The 16,930-nt window shown below is 63.4% G+C and carries 14 protein-coding genes and 1 pseudogene; 8 read left to right on the plus strand and 7 right to left on the minus strand.

The genetic code is table 11. The annotated features are described in order from the left end of the window. Positions 1 to 40: 40 nt before the first annotated feature. The 3 genes from ACNQP3_RS14710 to ACNQP3_RS14720 all read left to right on the plus strand — a co-directional run bounded on the left by ACNQP3_RS14710 (position 41) and on the right by ACNQP3_RS14720 (position 4,883). On the plus strand, positions 41 to 1,999 hold the full coding sequence (locus tag ACNQP3_RS14710) for an acetoacetate--CoA ligase (protein WP_264316130.1): 1,959 nt from the start codon (positions 41 to 43) through the stop codon (positions 1,997 to 1,999). Positions 2,000 to 2,031: 32 nt separating this feature from the next. Next, entirely contained in the window at positions 2,032 to 2,307 is a 276-nt protein-coding gene (locus ACNQP3_RS14715; protein WP_012272428.1) for a peptidylprolyl isomerase, read from the plus strand. A gap of 317 nt (positions 2,308 to 2,624) precedes the next feature. Beyond that, positions 2,625 to 4,883: an autotransporter outer membrane beta-barrel domain-containing protein gene (locus ACNQP3_RS14720; RefSeq protein ID WP_319026123.1), complete on the plus strand. Its 2,259-nt coding sequence runs from the start codon at positions 2,625 to 2,627 to the stop codon at positions 4,881 to 4,883. Here the strand turns inward: ACNQP3_RS14720 and ACNQP3_RS14725 are convergent. Then, a complete protein-coding gene (locus ACNQP3_RS14725; RefSeq protein WP_060493096.1) occupies positions 4,880 to 5,503 on the minus strand; it encodes a LysE family translocator in 624 nt (207 codons plus the stop codon). The genes ACNQP3_RS14720 and ACNQP3_RS14725 overlap by 4 nt on opposite strands. A gap of 131 nt (positions 5,504 to 5,634) precedes the next feature. Between ACNQP3_RS14725 and ACNQP3_RS14730 the strand changes: the two genes are divergently transcribed. Both ACNQP3_RS14730 and ACNQP3_RS14735 read left to right on the plus strand, forming a co-directional pair. Then, on the plus strand, positions 5,635 to 6,444 hold the full coding sequence (locus ACNQP3_RS14730; RefSeq protein ID WP_264316131.1) for a helix-turn-helix transcriptional regulator: 810 nt from the start codon (positions 5,635 to 5,637) through the stop codon (positions 6,442 to 6,444). Between the two features lie 115 nt (positions 6,445 to 6,559). Then, complete coding sequence (locus tag ACNQP3_RS14735) at positions 6,560 to 7,174, plus strand: LysE family translocator (protein ID WP_264316132.1); 615 nt, start codon at positions 6,560 to 6,562, stop codon at positions 7,172 to 7,174. Here ACNQP3_RS14735 and ACNQP3_RS14740 read toward each other — a convergent pair. Continuing rightward, entirely contained in the window at positions 7,122 to 7,847 is a 726-nt protein-coding gene (locus ACNQP3_RS14740; protein ID WP_012272433.1) for a metallophosphoesterase, read from the minus strand. The two genes, ACNQP3_RS14735 and ACNQP3_RS14740, sit on opposite strands and share 53 nt — an antisense overlap. 75 nt (positions 7,848 to 7,922) lie before the next feature. Here ACNQP3_RS14740 and ACNQP3_RS14745 point away from each other — a divergent pair, with 75 nt between their 5' ends. From ACNQP3_RS14745 to ACNQP3_RS14755, 3 genes are all read left to right on the plus strand, one after another. After that, complete coding sequence (locus ACNQP3_RS14745) at positions 7,923 to 8,438, plus strand: DUF3016 domain-containing protein (RefSeq protein ID WP_012272434.1); 516 nt, start codon at positions 7,923 to 7,925, stop codon at positions 8,436 to 8,438. 75 nt (positions 8,439 to 8,513) lie between these two features. Beyond that, positions 8,514 to 9,257: a carbon-nitrogen hydrolase family protein gene (locus ACNQP3_RS14750; RefSeq protein WP_264316133.1), complete on the plus strand. Its 744-nt coding sequence runs from the start codon at positions 8,514 to 8,516 to the stop codon at positions 9,255 to 9,257. Beyond that, positions 9,254 to 9,496 carry a hypothetical protein gene (locus ACNQP3_RS14755; RefSeq protein ID WP_012272436.1) on the plus strand — a complete coding sequence of 81 codons (243 nt, stop codon included), beginning with the start codon at positions 9,254 to 9,256 and terminating at the stop codon, positions 9,494 to 9,496. Before ACNQP3_RS14750 ends, ACNQP3_RS14755 begins: the two co-directional genes overlap by 4 nt. A 4-nt stretch (positions 9,497 to 9,500) precedes the next feature. Here the strand turns inward: ACNQP3_RS14755 and ACNQP3_RS14760 are convergent, their stop codons facing one another. From ACNQP3_RS14760 to ACNQP3_RS14780, 5 genes and pseudogenes are all read right to left on the minus strand, one after another. Beyond that, positions 9,501 to 10,001, minus strand: coding sequence for a methylated-DNA--[protein]-cysteine S-methyltransferase (locus ACNQP3_RS14760; RefSeq protein ID WP_012272437.1), 501 nt, complete (start codon positions 9,999 to 10,001; stop codon positions 9,501 to 9,503). 70 nt (positions 10,002 to 10,071) lie between these two features. Beyond that, a complete protein-coding gene (locus ACNQP3_RS14765) occupies positions 10,072 to 10,872 on the minus strand; it encodes a hypothetical protein (protein ID WP_060493093.1) in 801 nt (266 codons plus the stop codon). Between the two features lie 163 nt (positions 10,873 to 11,035). Further along, positions 11,036 to 12,676 (minus strand): fatty acid--CoA ligase, encoded by a 1,641-nt coding sequence (locus ACNQP3_RS14770; protein ID WP_264316134.1) that lies wholly within the window; start codon positions 12,674 to 12,676, stop codon positions 11,036 to 11,038. A 37-nt stretch (positions 12,677 to 12,713) separates the two neighbouring features. Beyond that, positions 12,714 to 14,465 (minus strand): annotated as a pseudogene (locus tag ACNQP3_RS14775) (acyl-CoA dehydrogenase C-terminal domain-containing protein); the annotation flags it as partial. Next, positions 14,458 to 16,923 (minus strand): efflux RND transporter permease subunit, encoded by a 2,466-nt coding sequence (locus ACNQP3_RS14780; protein WP_264316135.1) that lies wholly within the window; start codon positions 16,921 to 16,923, stop codon positions 14,458 to 14,460. The gene ACNQP3_RS14780 and the pseudogene ACNQP3_RS14775, both read right to left, overlap by 8 nt. Positions 16,924 to 16,930: the final 7 nt, after the last annotated feature.

Genomic DNA, 16,930 nt, shown 5'->3' on the forward strand with positions numbered 1-16,930 from the left:
ATCCGGCGATGAGGGCTTTGCAGGCTTCAGGAGGTTCGGCATGAACGATGTGCTCTGGCGCCCCTCTACGGCGCAAATCGAGGCCAGCCGGATGGATGCCTTCCGCCGCCGGGTCAACCTGCGCTACAACCTGCAACTGAACGACTACCATGCGCTGCACAGCTGGAGCATCGAGCAGCGGCCCGCCTTCTGGCAAACCCTTGCCGAGTATTTCCACGTTCATTGGCATACTCCGCCGAGCCAAGTGCTAAGCGAAGGGCCGCAGATGCCCGATGCACAGTGGTTCGCCAATGCCACCCTGAACTTCGCCGAACACCTGCTGCGCCGCCGTGACGACCGCCCGGCCGTGGTCGCCGTGCGCGAAGACGGCCAACGTGAAGTGTTCACCCATGCTGAACTGGCCGCACAGGTCGCCGGGCTGCAAACGGCGCTCAAGGCCATTGGTATCGCCCCCGGCGACCGGGTGGCCGCCGTCATGCCCAACACCTGGCAAACACTGGTCGCCATGCTCGCCTGCAGCAGCATTGGCGCGGTCTGGTCCACCTCTTCGCCCGAGTTTGGCGTGCACGGCATCATCGACCGTTTCGGCCAGATCGAACCCAAGCTGCTGATTGTCTGCGCCGGTTACCAATACGCCGGCAAGGCCATCGAGCAAGTAGCCAAGGTCAACCAGGTGTGCGCTCAGTTGCCCGGCCTGGAGCAGCTGATCGTGGTGCCCCATACCCGCAGCGGTACACGCGCCGACGAGTTCCAGGCAACCAACGTCAGCCTGTGGGATGACTTCTTCCAACCCGGCGGCGAGCCCCGCTTCACCCCGCTGCCTTTCGATCACCCGCTGTACATTCTCTACTCCAGTGGTACCACCGGCGTGCCCAAGTGCATTGTCCATCGTGCCGGTGGCGTGCTGTTGCAGCACCTCAAGGAACACGGCCTGCACAATGACCTGAAGGCCGATGACGTGCTGTTCTACTACACCACCTGCGGCTGGATGATGTGGAACTGGCTGGCCAGCGGCCTGGCGGTGGGGGCCACGCTGGTGCTGTACGACGGCTCACCGTTCCACCCTGGCCCCGAGCGCCTGCTGGACCTGATCGACGCCGAAGGCATCCACGCCTTTGGCACCAGTGCCAAGTACCTGGCAGCACTGGAGCAGGCGGGCCTTGAACCTGCCGCCAGCCACCGCCTGGGCAGCCTGCGGCTGCTGCTGTCCACCGGTTCGCCGTTGTCACCTCACAGCTATGACTACGTGTACGGCAAGATCAAGGCCGACCTGTGGCTGGTGTCCATGTCGGGTGGGACCGACATCGTTTCCTGCTTCGTGCTGGGCAACCCGACTTTGCCGGTGCGCCGTGGCGAAATTCAGTGCAAGGGCCTGGGGATGGCGGTGCAAGTGTGGAACGAGCAAGGCCATGCCGTGGTGGACGAAAAAGGCGAACTGGTGTGCGCGCACCACTTTCCCTCCATGCCGCTGGGGTTCTGGAATGACCCGGACGGTAGCCGTTACCACGACACCTACTTCAGCCAGTTTCCGGGGGTGTGGGCCCAGGGCGACTATGCCGAGCAACGTGCCAGCGGGGGCGTGGTGATCCACGGTCGCTCCGACGCCGTGCTCAACCCTGGCGGCGTGCGCATTGGCACGGCGGAAATCTACCGCCAGGTGGAGAAAGTCGAGCAGGTAATGGAAAGCGTGGCCATCGGCCAGGACTGGCACGGGGATGTGCGGGTGGTGCTGTTCGTGCGCCTGCACCAAGGCCTGCAACTGGATGACGCCCTGCGCCAGCGCATTCGCCAGGTGATACGTCAGTACACCACACCCCGCCACGTACCTGCGGTGATCGCCCAGGTCAGCGACATACCGCGCACCATCAGCGGCAAGCTGGTGGAGCTGGCGATACGCAACGTGGTGCACGGGTTGCCGGTGAAGAACACCGATGCCCTGGCCAACCCAGAGGCACTGGAGCAGTTTCGTGATCGCGTGGAATTGCGCGAGCAGGCATAATGCCGTCCTTTTTTCCGATGCACAGGTAGCCCATGAAAGCCCAAGCCCGCCACATTCTGGTCAAGACCGCTGACGAAGCCGAAAAGCTCAAGCAGCGCATCGCCAATGGCGAGGCTTTCGATGTGCTCGCGAAAAAGTTCTCTCTCTGCCCTTCGGGCAAGCGCGGCGGTGACCTGGGCGAAGTGCGCCCTGGGCAAATGGTCGGCGCTATCGACCAGGTGATCTTCAAAAAGCCTTTACGCGTGGTCCACGGGCCAATCAAAAGCAAGTTTGGCTACCACCTGGTGCAAACCTTCTACCGCGATTGACAGCAACGGGCACCTAGCATTTTTGCCAGTTGTGCCATCACGTCACATTACATACAACACAGGCAGGGCCGAAGCGTCGCTTCAGGTTGTGGCTCCTTCAATGGGCACGGAGACCTGTGTATGCGATGCCACCGCTTGCTGCTGCCTGTCGCATTGCCCCTACTGACGTTGCCTTTGTTGGCTCACTCCCAATCCCTGACGGTTTCAGCCGGTGAAAACCTTGGCGCCCTTGTGCAGACGAATGCCGCTGATGAATTTACCCCACGGGCGGAACGGTTCAGTCATTGCAGCAAGGTAATGGCCAAGACACATTCAACATGTCTGGCGGCACGCTAGGGTCGTTGAATCAAGGCGGTGACTTCGACACGTTCAGCATGACCGGCGGCACCATCACGGGCGCATTCGAAGACGGTGACTCGGCCTTTTTCAAAGGCGGCAGCATTGGCCGAATAGACCTCAAGCTCGCTGACAACTTCCTTGAAATATCCCAGGATCTCGGGGTCGAAACCCTCGTTGTTGGCAATGTTGTCAGCGGGCTTGGCAACGACACGATCATTATGACTGGCGGCACCATCGGCGGTGATATCAGTACCAGCAGCGGCGTTGACAAGATAACCATCAGCGGCGGCACGCTCAAAGGCGAAATACGGACTGGCAACGATGACGATGTGTTTACCTGGACGGGGGGACAGGTCGGTAAAAGAATCATCTTGGAGAACGGCAATGACACAGCCACGGTACGCACCCTGGACCTCGGCAACTCAACAGTTACCCTGGACGGCGGCACCGGTACCGACACGTTGACGTTCGAGCAGGCTCAGGTCGGCAAAGGTGCGTTGTACGTCAACTGGGAGTCCATCGCCCTCAAGCAAGGCAGCCAGCTTACCCTCAACGACACGCTGACATTGGGAGACGTGGGCGCCACCCAGCCACGCGTGATCCCCGCCACGGGCACCGGCACCTTGCAAATCGATGCAAATAGCACGCTGATCAGCCGCCAGGGCAGCATCGTCAGTATTCAAGTTGAGAACAAGGCATCGGTCGTGAACGCCGGCACCATCGACCTGAGCAGTGGCAACGACGCGCGGGGCCGCCTGACCCTCCAGGGCGACTACACCGGCAACAACGGCACCCTGCGCCTGAACAGCGTGCTGGCAGGCGATGACGCAGCTTCCGACCGCCTGGTGGTCAGCCGGGGGGCCATTGGTGGCTCCACCCAGATGTTCATCAACAACTTCAAGGGTGCAGGTGCGGCAACCACGCAAAACGGCATCCAGGTGGTCGAAGCCCGCGATGGCGCTACCAGCACGGCCACCGCATTCGTGCAGACCCAGACGCTTTCGGCCGGTGCCTTCGACTACCGGTTGTTCAAAGGGGGCGTGACGGCAGGTAGCGAAAACAGCTGGTACCTGCGCTCCACCCTGGTCGCGCCACCTGCTCCGGCTACTTTACCGGAACCCGTGCCGGAACCTGGCGAACCTACACAGCCAACCGAACCCAGCCAGCCAAACGAACCGGGCACGCCACCGGTGGTCGCCCCAGCCGCCACTCTACCCGTTGCTGCGCCAGCGCCCGGCCAGGTCGACCTGCCTGCTCCAGTGCAGGGCGAAAGCCTGCCGCTGTATCGCCCAGAAGTCCCGGTGTATGCCGCGGCGCCAAGAGGTGCCGCGATCATCGCCCGTCAGGCATTAGGAACATTCCACCAGCGCCAGGGTGACCAGCAGTTGCTCAAAGCTGACGGCGCCCTGCCCGCCAGCTGGGGCCAGGCCTATGGCGGCGCACTGCGCCAGCAATGGAGCGGTACGGTCAACCCGAGCCTGGATGGCGACCTGTACGGTTTCAAGGTGGGCCAGGACCTGTATGCCAAGGTGGGCGACAACGGCTACCGCCAGCATGTCGGCCTGTACGTCAGCCACAGCCGCCTGGACGCCGACGTCAAAGGTTTCGCCCTGGCCGTGCAGGACCGCCGGGTGGGAGACCTCAAGCTCGATGGCGACAGTGTGGGCGCCTACTGGACGCTGGTTGGGCCGCAAGGCGAATACCTGGATACGGTGCTGCAGTACACCCGCCTGGATGGCCGGGCGCGCTCCGACCGTGGCGACAAGCTGAACATCGATGGCCATGCCTGGACCGCTTCGCTGGAGTCTGGCTACCCTATCGCCCTGTCCGAACGCTGGACCGTGGAGCCGCAAGCTCAGTTGATCGCGCAAAAGGTATCGCTCGACAGCGCCAGAGACAGCGTCTCGCGCATTAGCCATGACGCCCAGGTTGAGCTGACCGGCCGCCTGGGTGTGCGTATGGAAGGTGCGTTCACAGGAAGCAGCGGCCGCCTGTTGCAGCCCTATGCGCAGGTCAACCTATGGCACGGCGACGGTGGCCGCGACACCTTGACCTTCGATGGGGTAGACAAGATCAAGACCGACTACCGCTATACCGCGGTGCAACTGGAAAGTGGCGTGGTGGCGCAGGTCAGCGAAGCACTGAGCCTGCATGGCGGCGTGCAGTACACCGCCAACCTGGACAGCCGCCAGCAGGAAGCCAGCGGCGTGAACCTGGGTGTTCGCTGGCAGTTCTAGCGCCGCGCCGCCAGCAAACCGAGGCCAGCGCAACCTAGCAGGGAGGCGCTGACCCGGTTGAACATGCGCCGTGGCCCGGGCTGGCTGAACCAGCGCTGCATGTAGGCGCCCAGGCCCGAGTAGATGGCGATCGCCGCCCATTCCAGCAACAGGAACAATACGCCCAGCCAAAGGAACTGCTCGCTCACAGGCGTAGTGCTGCCAACCGAAACGAACTGCGGCAGAAAGGCGGTGAATATCAGGATGGCCTTGGGGTTGCCAGCCGCCACCCAGAATTCCTGCCGCGCCAGGCGCCAGGTGCCGCGTGGGTGATCGCTGGCCACCACGGCCTCGCCCACCGGTGCGCGCCACAGTTGCCAGGCGATGTAGAACAGGTACGCCGCGCCCACTACCTTGATGGTCAGGAACAGGTATTCGCTGGTATGCAGCACCACCGCCAGGCCCATGGCGGCCAGGGCGATCATGCCGCTGAAGGCGAGGATGCGCCCCCCACCAGCCACACAGGCGGTGCGCAGGCCGTACCGGCTGGCATTGTGCAGCGACAGTAGGTTGTTCGGCCCCGGCGCCATGTTCAGAGCGAAGCAGGCAGGGATGAAAAGCAGCAGGCTTGAAAGGTCCATTCTTGTTTTCCTCTGACAACAGGCGCCTATTTCGGCGTGTGTCGCGCCTTGCGGTCAAGTTACAGCCAGCGATAAAAACTGTACGGGTATGCGCCAGCTGTTACCCTGCCGACACTACCGAGGAGCCTGTAATGCCCCGTTCCCACGCCGTCGTGTGGCGCGACCCGGCCCTGGCGCATGTCGAAAGCCGCCGCGCCTGTAATAGCCGCGCCTGTTACAAGGCCCACAGCCACCCGACGTTTTCCATCGGTGCGGTGGATGCCGGCCACAGCCATTTCACCGGGGCTGCCGGTGGGCAAGAGCGCCTGACACCCGGCACGTTGGTACTGGTCCCGGCCCGCCGTGTGCATGCCTGCAACCCCGAGCCTGGGCAGGCCTGGAGCTACCAGATGCTGCATGTGGATGCCGACTGGCTGACGCAGCTGCGCCTGGAGTCGGGGCTGAGCGGCACCGAGGCCGGCGAGCCAGCACGCATTTGCCGGGCGCCGCAGGTCTATCGGCAGTTCTGCGAGCTGAACAGTTTGCTGTTTTCCCGCGCCAGCAACAGTGAGAAGGATGCGGCGCTGGTTGCCTTTCTGGGGGACCTGGATTTTTCCGCGCACCCACCACTGGTAGCGGCCCCTGCCCTGGAAGCCGCGACATTGAGTGAGGTGCTCGAGCGTATCGAGCACCTCAACCCAGCGCGATTGAGCCTGGAAGCACTGGCGCGGGAGGCTGGGCTTGGGCGCTATCAGCTGATCCGAGCATTTCGCGCAGCGACCGGATTTACGCCCCATGCTTATCTACTCAATGCCCGGGTCAATCGCGGCCGAAAGCTGTTGAGTAAAGGGCTGGCACTGGCAGAGGTGGCCTACCAGCTTGGGTTTGCCGACCAAAGCCATTTCCAGCGGGTGTTCAAGGCCCATGTGGGGGTGACACCGGGGCAGTACCGAGGCGATTGAAGGCGTGCGCGGTCCCCAAGGGGCCGCGTTGGCTTTTTGGGGTTTGCAATATTCTTCAATACGCCCAACACGCGGGGCAGCAGACTGCGGTTTTTTCCGCAGAGCAGCCCCACCCATGCAACAGTTTCTGATCATCGCCCTCGCCCACTTTCTCGCCCTGCTTTCTCCCGGCCCGGACTTCTTCCTGGTCGCGCGCAGCTCGATCAACAGCGGCTGGTGCACTGCCAGCGGTGCTTGCCTGGGCATCGCCCTGGCCAACGGCGCATTCATCGCCATGGCCTTCACCGGCCTTTCGGTACTGCAGGAAGGCAGCCTGTTGTTCACCACGCTGCAGCTGGCCGGCGCCAGCTACCTGCTGTACATCGGCGTGCTGTTTCTGCGCCATGCCGGGCAAACCAGCCTGGGCACAGTCGCTGGCAGCCAGCGGGCTCAAGGCTGGTGGCGCAATGTGGGCATGGGCTTCTTGTCCGGCGTCCTCAACCCCAAGAACGCGCTGTTCTATGCCAGCCTGGCCAGCATGGTCGCCAGTGCCAGCGTCGGCTGGAAAACGGCCTACGCCGCGTGGATGTTCAGCATCGTACTGCTCTGGGATCTAGCGGTTGCCGTGGCCATTGGCAACCAGCGAGTATTGCGGCGCTTCGCCCGCAGCCTGCCGTGGCTGGAGCGGGCCTCGGGGGTCATGCTGGTGGTTTTGGCGGGGGCGTTGTTGCTGCACCTGGCGCGGGGCTGATCAGTTTCAGGGTACGCATGTCCATCAAGGTGAAATGGCCACTGGCCCACCCGCCCGTGTCCAGGTGCCAGACATTGCCCAACTGCTTGGCCTCCAGCACCGGCGTGTGGCCGACCAGCAAGGCACGCAGGCCCTGCACCGGCTGGGTGTCGCCTTCCTTCAGCCGCCGCCGCGACCACTGGCACACTTCCCGCACCTTGGGGTCGTCCTCCAGTTCCAGCCAGGTGCGCAGTACTGCCCAGTCGGCAAACGGGCTGTCGGCATGCAGCAGGCCCACCAGCCCGGCCGCACTTTCTACTTCTATCGCAATCGGCAGTTGCTCGAAGCGCTCCACGAAGCGCAATTGCTCGCCCCGTGGCAGGTCGAGAAACCAGCTACCTCCAGCGGCGCGGTACATGTCCAGGTCCAGCCGCCCACCGCGCACGCGGGTAATTGCCAGGGCCTCGTGGTTGCCTTGCACGGCATGGAACCAGGGCTGCGCCAACCACTCCAGTGCTGCCTCGCTATGCGGCCCACGGTCGACCAGGTCACCCACGCTGAACAGGCGGTCCACCGCTGGATCGAACCCGACCGCATCCAGGCACTGTTGCAGGCGCTGGAAGTGACCATGGATATCGCCGACCGCCAGGTCCCGTCCCCGGATATTGGCGATCAGCCGCCGAAACCGTCCCATTACAATCTTCCTCTGCTGGTAGCGCCACGCCAGGGGTAAAATGGGAGCACACGCAATCTGCCCCGGAGGTGCATCATGCGTACCGCCCTCGTGTGTGCCGTGCTCATGGCGCTGTCACTGGACAGCATGGCACAAGGTGCCCCGGCCGCGCAGGTCGAGGTGCGTTTCGACCACCCGGAAAAATTCCGCGATGCCAGCCTCGACAGCCACGGTTATGAACGTGGTGCCGACGCCTATGTCATGAAAACCCTCAGCCAATACCTGCAGCAGCTCGGCCAGCGCTACCTGCAACCGGGCCAGCAACTGGTCATCGACATCCGCGACATCGACCTGGCCGGGCGCTTCGAGCCCTGGCACAGCCAGGCCTACGATGTGCGCTTCATGCGCGAGATCACCTGGCCGACCATCGACCTCACCTACACCCTCAGCCAACCTGGCAAACCCGATCAGCAGGCGCAGGAGCGGGTCAGCGACAAGATGTACCTGAGCCGCCCGGGCCGGGTCGCCAGCAGCAGTGACCGCCTGTATGCCGAAAAGGCCATGCTCAGCGACTGGTTCCGCCAACGCTTCGCGACGCACTCGGCTTCCTGAAAAACCCTTCACTGGTACAGGTGTTGGTGCCGATAGTATGCTCGGCCCTTCAACCTGTACCAGGGAATGGTTCTCATGAAACTGTGCGCCGTACAACTGGCATCGCTCAAGGGCGATTTGCCAGGCAACCTCCAGCGTCACCTGGCCTGCATCGAGCAGGCTTCGGCCCTGGGTGCCGAACTGGTGGTGTTTCCCGAACTGTCGCTGACCGGCTACGAGCCGAGTGTGGCGCGCCAGGCCGCCCTGCCGGTGGCCTCCACACGGCTGGACCCGCTGCAAGCCGCTTGTGACCGCCTGGGCATCACTATTGCCGTGGGCCTACCACTGCCAACGCCGGACGGCATACGCATCGGCATGCCGATCTTCAGCCCTGGGGCACCCCGCCAGGCCTATGCCAAGCGGCGCTTGCACGATGATGAACTGCCCTACTTCACCCCAGGCGATCAGGCCTTGCTGCTGGAGATGGGGGAGCACCGGGTGGCGCCGGCAATCTGTTACGAATCGATGTTCATGGCACATGCGGCCATGGCCCGCGAGCACGGTGCCGACCTGTACCTGGTCAGCGTGGCGAAAACCGCCAAAGGCATCCGCGAGGGACACGCGCATTACCCAGAAGTGGCGCGTGAGCTTGGCATGCCGGTATTGATGGCCAACTGCGTGGGGCCGGCTGACACCTTCATCGGCGCCGGCGGCTCCGCTGCGTGGGACAGCCAGGGGCGCTTGCTGGCCAGCCTGGATGAGCACAGTGAAGGGCTGATCGTACTCGACACCCGTAATGCCAGCGCAAGCGCGCTGCCTTTGGACCCGCACCCTGCATGATCTATCTGTTTCTTGCGTTGCTGAGTTATGCCTGCACCTACTACCTGGTCGGCTTGCTGATTCAGGGCCAACTTGCCGATGTGGCCGAGGGTTTGCGCCATCGGCCCGATGCACCTACGCCCGGCGAGTACCTGCGGGAGGTCGAGCCCCTTGCGCGTCGAGCGCATCGGCACTACACCCTGATGGCCGGCTCGGTGCTGGCCGTACTGGTCTGCCTGGTCGCCAGCTGGTTCGGCTGAAGCCTTAGAAGTCCAGCGCCAGGCTTTGCCGGCCCTCCAGCGCCAGCAGGTACTGCTTGGCCGCGAGGCCACCGGCAAAGCCAGTCAAGCTGCCCGACGCGCCGATTACCCGATGGCACGGGGCGATGATCGAAATCGGGTTGCGGCCATTGGCGGCGCCTACGGCACGCACCGCGCTGGGGTTGCCGATTTGCCGGGCGATATCGCCGTAGCTGCGGGTTTCGCCGAACGGTATCGCCAGCAGCGCGGCCCACACCTGCCGCTGGAACTCGGTGCCGGCAAAGTCCAGCGCCAGTTCGAAACGCTGGCGCTTGCCGGCAAAGTACTCGCCGAGCTGGCGAGCGGTTTCCACCAGTACCGGGCACTGGTCATCACGGTGCAGGGCGCCCAGGCGTACGCGGTTTTCCCGCTCCTCTTCCCACAGCACAGCTGCCAGGCTGTCGCCACGGGCCACCAGGGTCAGCGTGCCGACGGGCGATTGCATGAAAGTGAAAGCGCTGGACATAGCGGGCTCCTGCTGGTTGCGATCAACTTACTGTACGCATCCACAGTTACTGATGCACCCGCTTTCTTGCTCAAGTCATTGCGCAGCCGGCAATGCACCGCGCCTGGCTGAGGTTGACCTTGGGGATCAGATCGTCAGGAATACGCGAAGTCGCCGACAGGTTGTAGACATGAAAATGTTCGTTGACCACTTCTCTGGCCATCAGTGTCAACGACGGCAGAATGCGGCTGTCCCAATGCTGGTCCAGCCCGCACGGCGAACACTCGCCGTTGCCGTTCTCGTAGAAGCGCCCGACGCTCTGATCGAGGTCTACCCCTACCAGCAGCACCTCTTCGAAGCCCAGGTGGTAAGCCAGCTGCAAGGCCACGTACGCCACTGTGCGAGCATCGAAGAAACCATGGGCCAGGTCTTTGCTGAAGGCAATCGAACGGCTACGTTTGCTCCACAGTGCGCGGTTGCACACGCAGCTGTCACCGTGGCCACGCAAACCGTCCAGCAGGCCTGGCGTGTCGGCTTTGTGCAAGGCATAACACTCGGTATCCGCTGGCACATTGGCACCCGCATACTGCTCGGGCCAAAGTGCCAGGCGCTCGCTGTCGCGCAAGGCCGTGGCGAACAAGGCCGGCTGTTGCAGGCGAAAACTTTTGTCGGTGCACACGTAAAAGAACGGTTTGATACCGTGTTCGGCGGTCATGGCAACCGAGCCGTTCATGGCGATGATGGGCAAATGGGCGAATTCGCCCAATGGAAAATGCTTGGCAGACGCACCGGAGGCAAGTATCACCACGGGGCCCTGCTGGGTGTTGCGACACGCCTCGAAATGGGAGAACGCCCCGCGTTCAGCGCTTGGCTGCGACGGAAGTGTGTTCATCAATGGCATCTTTAACTGGACAGTACAAACCACAATACTGATCCGTGTATATGCCGTGGCCGCTTTTACCTAACTTTACCTAGCTGAACATCAGTCAACCGCCATCCCTTGTTTGGCGGGGTTTTGGGGCCGCTGCGCAGCCCCAGAAAAACGCAAGCCAACGCTAGACTTCCGTCTGGCGGATACGTTTCTTGTCGATCTTGCCGACACTGGTCCGGGGGATCTCGTCCACACAACGCAACTGCCGTGGTATCGCCCACTTGTTCAAGTGCCCGCTGTCGACAAACGGCTGCAGGTGCCTGGCCAATGACGGCTGGTCCAGTTGCACACCCTCACAGCAGACCACCAGGGCCAAGGGTTGTTCCCCCCACTGTGGATCAGGAACACCGACGACAGCCACCGAGGCGACAAACGGGTGCTGGCTGATCAGGTTTTCCAGCGCTACCGAGCTGACCCACTCGCCACCGGTCTTGATCACGTCCTTGATCCGGTCGCGGATACGCACCACGCCCGCCGCATCGATACAAGCCAGGTCACCGGTGTGCATCCAGCCCCCCAACCACAGTGCTGCGCCTTGCTCCGGTTCGTGCAGGTAGCCTTGGGTCAGCCAAGGCGCGCGCACCACGACTTCACCCAGGCTTTCACCGTCGTGCGGCACCTCCCGGCCCTCGCTGTCGACGATACGCAGGTCCACCATGGCAATCGGCACACCGGCATCGATGCGCAGCGGCAATTGTTGCGCGATGGGCTTTGCCAGCAGCTCGGCACTCAGGTAGGTGATGCTGAGCAGCGGGCAGCTTTCCGACATGCCGTAACCACAGTGCACGCTGATGCCGCGCTCGCTGGCGCGCTGGGCCAGGCCCAGGGTCAGCGCGCTGCCGCCCAGCAGCATTTTCCAGCCGGCAAGGTCGGTGCGGCGCCCTTGCTCGCTGTCGAGCATCATCTGCAGCACCGTTGGCACGCAATGGGAGAAGGTCACCCCCTCCTCATGGAACAGGCGCACCAGGCGGTTGGGCTCGTAGCGCCCCGGGTAGACCTGCTTGATGCCAAGTGCCGTCGCCACGTAAGGCACGCCCCAGGCATGCACATGGAACATGGGCGTGATCGGCATGTACACATCGCCGGTGCGCAGCAGCGGTACCTCACCGCACGCGGCCAAAGTGCCCTGCTCGACCAGGGTATGCAGCACCAGTTGCCGGTGACTGAAGTACACACCCTTGGGGTTGCCGGTGGTACCGCTGGTATAGAACAGCGTGGCCAGCGAGTTTTCGTCGAAGTCCGGGAATTCGAAGTACGGTTCTGCAGCCGCCAGCATGGTTTCGTACTCGCCCAGCAGAGGCACGCCTTGCGCGGCGTGACCGCCGTCACTCAGGCGGATGAAGCCCTTCACTGTCGGCAGGTCGGCGCGCAGCTGCTGCATCAACGGCAGAAAGTCGTCGTGCACCAGCACCAGCCGGTCCTCGGCGTGGTTCATGGTGTAGCGCACCTGCTCGCTGGACAACCGCACGTTTACCGTATGCAACACTGCGCCCAGCATGGGTACGGCGAAGAAACACTCCAATGCGCGGTGGCTGTCCCAGTCGAGCAAGGCCACGGTGTCGCCAGGCTGGACCCCGGCAGCGCTCAGCACGTTGGCCAGCCGTTGAATACGCTCCAGCAACGTGGTGTAGGTGTAGCGCAGCTTGTCGGCGTAGACGATTTCCTGGTTGGGCTGGTAGCGCACACCCGACAACAGCAGGCGCTTGATCAGCAGCGGGTACGCATAGGCCTGCTCGGCCGGGGGCATGACGCGGGTAGTGATCATGTGGGTGGCCTTCACAGTTGCCCGGCTCGAGCAGGTACAGGCTATCGCTGCCGGCCCTCACGCTGGCGCTGAGCGAGTGGATGCGTGGCAGCAGGCGGGCAAAGTAGAAGCGCGCGGTGCCGAGCTTGCTCAGGTGGAACGGCTCAGGTGCCGCATGGGCCAGGCACACCACAGCCATGCGCGCCCACAGGTAGGCGTAGAGGGTGTAGCCAAACACCTGAAGGTACTCCACCGCCGCCGCGCCAAGCTCGCGCGGGTTGCCTTGGCCACGGTCGAGCAACCAAGCGCTCAGTTCGTCGACGTTGTGCACGGCAGCCAGCAGTGGCGCAGCGAACTCGGCGTGCTCCACCGGCAGCGCCTCGGCAAAGGCGACCATTTCGTCAGACACGCCAAGGTAAGCCTTGCCACCATCACCCAACAGCTTGCGCCCGACCAGGTCGAGGGCCTGGATGCCGTTGGTACCTTCGTAGATCTGGGTGATGCGGCAGTCACGTATCAACTGCTCCTGGCCCCACTCACGGATATAGCCGTGGCCACCCAGTACCTGCTGGCCGTGCACGGTGGTCTCCAGCCCCATGTCGGTGAGGAAGGCCTTGGCCACCGGTGTAAGCAACGCCACCTTGGCTTCGGCCTTGGCGCAGGCAGCCGGGTCATCGCTGTACTTGGCCAGGTCCAGCTGCAACGCCACGTAGGTTGAAAACGCCCGCCCACCTTCGTTCAGCGCTTTCATGGTCAGCAACATACGGCGTACGTCCGGGTGGACGACAATCGGGTCGGCATGCTGCGCCAGTGCTTCGGCGCCTGTCGGCGCGCGGCCTTGCAGGCGATCACGGGCATAGGCGATGGCGCCCTGATAGGAGCGCTCGCCCAGGGCCAGGCCCTGGATGCCCACGCCCAGGCGCTCGTAGTTCATCATGGTGAACATGGCATTGAGGCCCTTGTTCGGCTCGCCGACCAGGTAGCCGGTGGCGCCATCGAAGTTCATCACGCAGGTGGCCGAGGCCTTGATGCCCATCTTGTGCTCGATAGAGCCGCAACTTACCGCGTTGGCCTCGCCCAGCGCACCGTCGGCGTCGACCAGCACCTTGGGCACCAAAAACAGCGAGATACCTTTGGGCCCGGCGGGCGCATCGGGCAGCCGCGCCAGCACCAGGTGGATGATGTTTTCGGTCAGGTCCTGCTCGCCGCCAGTGATGAAGATCTTCGTGCCGCTGAGGCGGTAGCAACCTTCGGCGATGGGCTCCGCGCGGGTGCGGATCAGCCCCAGGTCGGTGCCAGCGTGCGGTTCGGTAAGGCACATGGAGCCGGTCCAGCGGCCTTGGTACATCGGCGGCAGGTACAGCGCCTTCAGCGGCTCGCTGGCATGGTTGAGCAGTGCCAGGCAGGCCCCGGCGGTCAGCATTGGGTACAGGCCGAACGATAGATTGGCGGCATTGAGCATCTCCTCGAGCTGAGCACCGATCACCTTCGGCATGCCCATGCCACCGTATTCCGGGGCCCCGGCCACACCTACCCAGCCGTCGGTGGCGAATGCCCGATAGGCATCGGCGAAACCATCGGGAGTACGTACCTGGCCAGCCTCCCAGCGGCAGCCCTGCTCGTCGCCACTGCGGTTGAGCGGCGCTACCCGCTCGGCGATCAGCTTGCCGGCCTGTTCGAGTATGGCCCGGGCCGTGTCGCCGTCGACCACCTCGGCCAGTGCGGGCGTTTGCGCCCACCAGGTCGGGATGTCGAACACTTCGTTCAACAGAAAATCCATGTCACGCAGTGGCGGAAGGTAATCAGACATGAGGCGAACACTCGCTTTCTTGGGTTTTCGAATGGGCTTTGGCCTGGGCTTCGGCAGTTGCCTGGGGGCCCACGCCGCGCAGAAGGAAGTGCGACAGCGCCGGTATCAGCACCAGCGCGCCGAGCATGTTCCACAGGAACATGAAGGTCAGCAGCAAGCCCATGTCGGCCTGGAACTTGATCGGTGACCAGGCCCAGCCGACCACGCCGGCCGCCAAGGTGATACCGACCAGCCCTACCACCCGGCCAGTGAAAGCCACGGCTTTCTGATAAGCCTGGGCCAGGCTCAGGCCGGCGCGCTGGTAATGCAGCTGCACGCTAAGCAGGTACAGCGCGTAATCCACGCCAATACCCACGCCCAAGGCGATGACCGGCAAGGTGGCAACTTTGACACCAATGCCCATGGCCACCATCAGCGCCTCGCACAACACCGAGGTGAGCATCAACGGCAGAATCGCCACCAGCGTGGCACGCCAACTGCGGAAGGTGATCAGGCAGAACAGCGTCACCGCCAGGTAAACCAGCAACAGCATGCGGTGGTTGGCCTCGCGCACCACCACGTTGGTGGCGGCTTCGATACCGGCGCTGCCGGCCGCCAGCAGAAACTGATGCTCGGCGCTGCCGTTGGCCTGGGCGAAGCGCTCGGCCGCTGCGGCGACCTGGGCCAGCGTGTCGGCGCGGTGGTCCTTGAGGTAGGCGATCACCGGCATCAGCGAGCAATCGTTGTTGAACAGCTCCGGTGCGTTGACCGAGGCTTGCTGCGCGGCGTAGTTGAGCACGTCCTGGTTGCGCTGCAGGCTGTTCAGGCGCGGGTTGCCTTCATAGGTACCGGCGGTGATCTGGCGCACGGCGTTGGCCAGCGACACGGTGGTCTGCACACCCGGCAACTGTTGCAGCTCCCAGGCCAGGCGATCAGCGAGGATCAAGGTCTGGTATTGCAGGCAGCCTTCGGGGGCGGTCTTGACCATGACCGCGAAGGTGTCGCTGGACAGTGCGTAATGCTGGGTGATGTAGGCGTTGTCGAGGTTGTAGCGCGAATCCGCGCGCAGCTCGGGGGCGCCGCTGTCGAGGTCGCCGATTTTCAACTGCAGACTGCCCCAGATACCAAGGGCGGCCAAGGCCAGGGCAACCAGCAGCGCAGCGCTGGCCCACCTGCGTTGCGTGAAGCGGTCAAGCAGGTCCCACAGCCGGCCGAAGCCACGGTGTTGATCCGCGCGGGCATCGATGCGCAGCGCCCGCTCGGCAGCCTGGCGGCCCACACCGACATAGGACAGTGCCACGGGCATCAACAGCAATGAGGTGAAGATCAGCACCGCCACACCAATGCTGGCGGTAATTGCCAGGTCCTGTATCACCGGAATGTCGATCAGCATCAGCACGGCAAAGCCCACGGCATCGGCCAGCAATGCGGTGACACCTGCCACGAACAGGCGGCGGAACGTATAACGGGCGGCAATCTGCCGATGGGTACCACGGCCTATGTCCTGGAGGATGCCATTCATCTTTTGCGCGGCATGCGACACGCCGATGGCGAAGATCAGGAACGGCACCAGGATCGAGTACGGGTCGATGGCATAACCCAACCAGGCGACGATACCCAGCTGCCATACCACAGCAGTCAGCGAACACAGCACCACCAGCAAGGTGCTGCGCACACAGCGGGTGTAGCAGTAGATGATCACCAGGCTGGTGAGCACCGCCAGGGCAAAGAACGCCATCACCTGGATCAATCCGTCGATCAGGTCGCCCATCAGCTTGGCAAAGCCGATCACATGAATGCGGTACTGGCCGCTGGCCTGGTACTGGCTGCGCAACTGTTCGAGCTTTTGCGAAAAGGCATGGTAGTCCAGGCCTTTGCCGGTGGCTGAGTCCTGGTCGAGCAGCGGCACCACCAGCATGCTCGACTTGAAGTCGCGCGCTACCAGGCTGCCGACGATGTTGGCGCGCTCGATGTTTTGCCGCAGCTGTTCGATGTCGCCAGCCGCGCCCTGATAGCCGTCGGGCATGACCGGGCCACCTTGAAAACCTTCCTCGGTAACCTCGGTCCAGCGCACCGCCGGGCTCCACAGCGACTTCACCCAGGCCCGGTCCACGCCCTGGCTGAGAAACAGCTCGTCGTTGATGTGGCGCAGGGTCTGCAGGTAGCCGGGGTCGAAGATATCGCCCTGGGTGTTTTCCACCACTACCCGCACCGCATTGCCCAGGCCGCGCAACGAGGTGCGGTTGGCCAGGTAGTTCTGGATGTAGGGGTGGCTCTGCGGCAGCATCTTGTCGAAGCTGGGGCGCAGCTCCAGGCGGGTCAGCGCCATGAAGCCCAGCACCAGTGTCGCCAACAGCATGCACAGCAGAAATGGCAGGCGGTGGTTGAACACCAGGCGTTCCAGGCCATTGCCCGAGCGCGTGTCGAAATCGGCAAGGTTGCGGATTACCGGAAGGGTATCTTGGCGGTTAGCGGCCATCAGGGTC

Origin of the sequence: Pseudomonas sp. LFS074, from assembly GCF_047978165.1 — a bacterium.
GTDB classification, from domain to species: Bacteria; Pseudomonadota; Gammaproteobacteria; order Pseudomonadales; family Pseudomonadaceae; genus Aquipseudomonas; species Aquipseudomonas putida_P.

What these genes read in the sequence shown, in the direction of transcription:
- ACNQP3_RS14710 (WP_264316130.1), top strand. Translation starts at nt 41, where the DNA reads ATGAACGATGTGCTCTGGCGCCCCTCTACGGCGCAAATCGAGGCCAGC.
- ACNQP3_RS14715 (WP_012272428.1), top strand. Translation starts at nt 2,032, where the DNA reads ATGAAAGCCCAAGCCCGCCACATTCTGGTCAAGACCGCTGACGAAGCC.
- ACNQP3_RS14720 (WP_319026123.1), top strand. Translation starts at nt 2,625, where the DNA reads ATGTCTGGCGGCACGCTAGGGTCGTTGAATCAAGGCGGTGACTTCGAC.
- ACNQP3_RS14725 (WP_060493096.1), bottom strand. Translation starts at nt 5,503, where the DNA reads ATGGACCTTTCAAGCCTGCTGCTTTTCATCCCTGCCTGCTTCGCTCTG.
- ACNQP3_RS14730 (WP_264316131.1), top strand. Translation starts at nt 5,635, where the DNA reads ATGCCCCGTTCCCACGCCGTCGTGTGGCGCGACCCGGCCCTGGCGCAT.
- ACNQP3_RS14735 (WP_264316132.1), top strand. Translation starts at nt 6,560, where the DNA reads ATGCAACAGTTTCTGATCATCGCCCTCGCCCACTTTCTCGCCCTGCTT.
- ACNQP3_RS14740 (WP_012272433.1), bottom strand. Translation starts at nt 7,847, where the DNA reads ATGGGACGGTTTCGGCGGCTGATCGCCAATATCCGGGGACGGGACCTG.
- ACNQP3_RS14745 (WP_012272434.1), top strand. Translation starts at nt 7,923, where the DNA reads ATGCGTACCGCCCTCGTGTGTGCCGTGCTCATGGCGCTGTCACTGGAC.
- ACNQP3_RS14750 (WP_264316133.1), top strand. Translation starts at nt 8,514, where the DNA reads ATGAAACTGTGCGCCGTACAACTGGCATCGCTCAAGGGCGATTTGCCA.
- ACNQP3_RS14755 (WP_012272436.1), top strand. Translation starts at nt 9,254, where the DNA reads ATGATCTATCTGTTTCTTGCGTTGCTGAGTTATGCCTGCACCTACTAC.
- ACNQP3_RS14760 (WP_012272437.1), bottom strand. Translation starts at nt 10,001, where the DNA reads ATGTCCAGCGCTTTCACTTTCATGCAATCGCCCGTCGGCACGCTGACC.
- ACNQP3_RS14765 (WP_060493093.1), bottom strand. Translation starts at nt 10,872, where the DNA reads ATGAACACACTTCCGTCGCAGCCAAGCGCTGAACGCGGGGCGTTCTCC.
- ACNQP3_RS14770 (WP_264316134.1), bottom strand. Translation starts at nt 12,676, where the DNA reads ATGATCACTACCCGCGTCATGCCCCCGGCCGAGCAGGCCTATGCGTAC.
- ACNQP3_RS14780 (WP_264316135.1), bottom strand. Translation starts at nt 16,923, where the DNA reads ATGGCCGCTAACCGCCAAGATACCCTTCCGGTAATCCGCAACCTTGCC.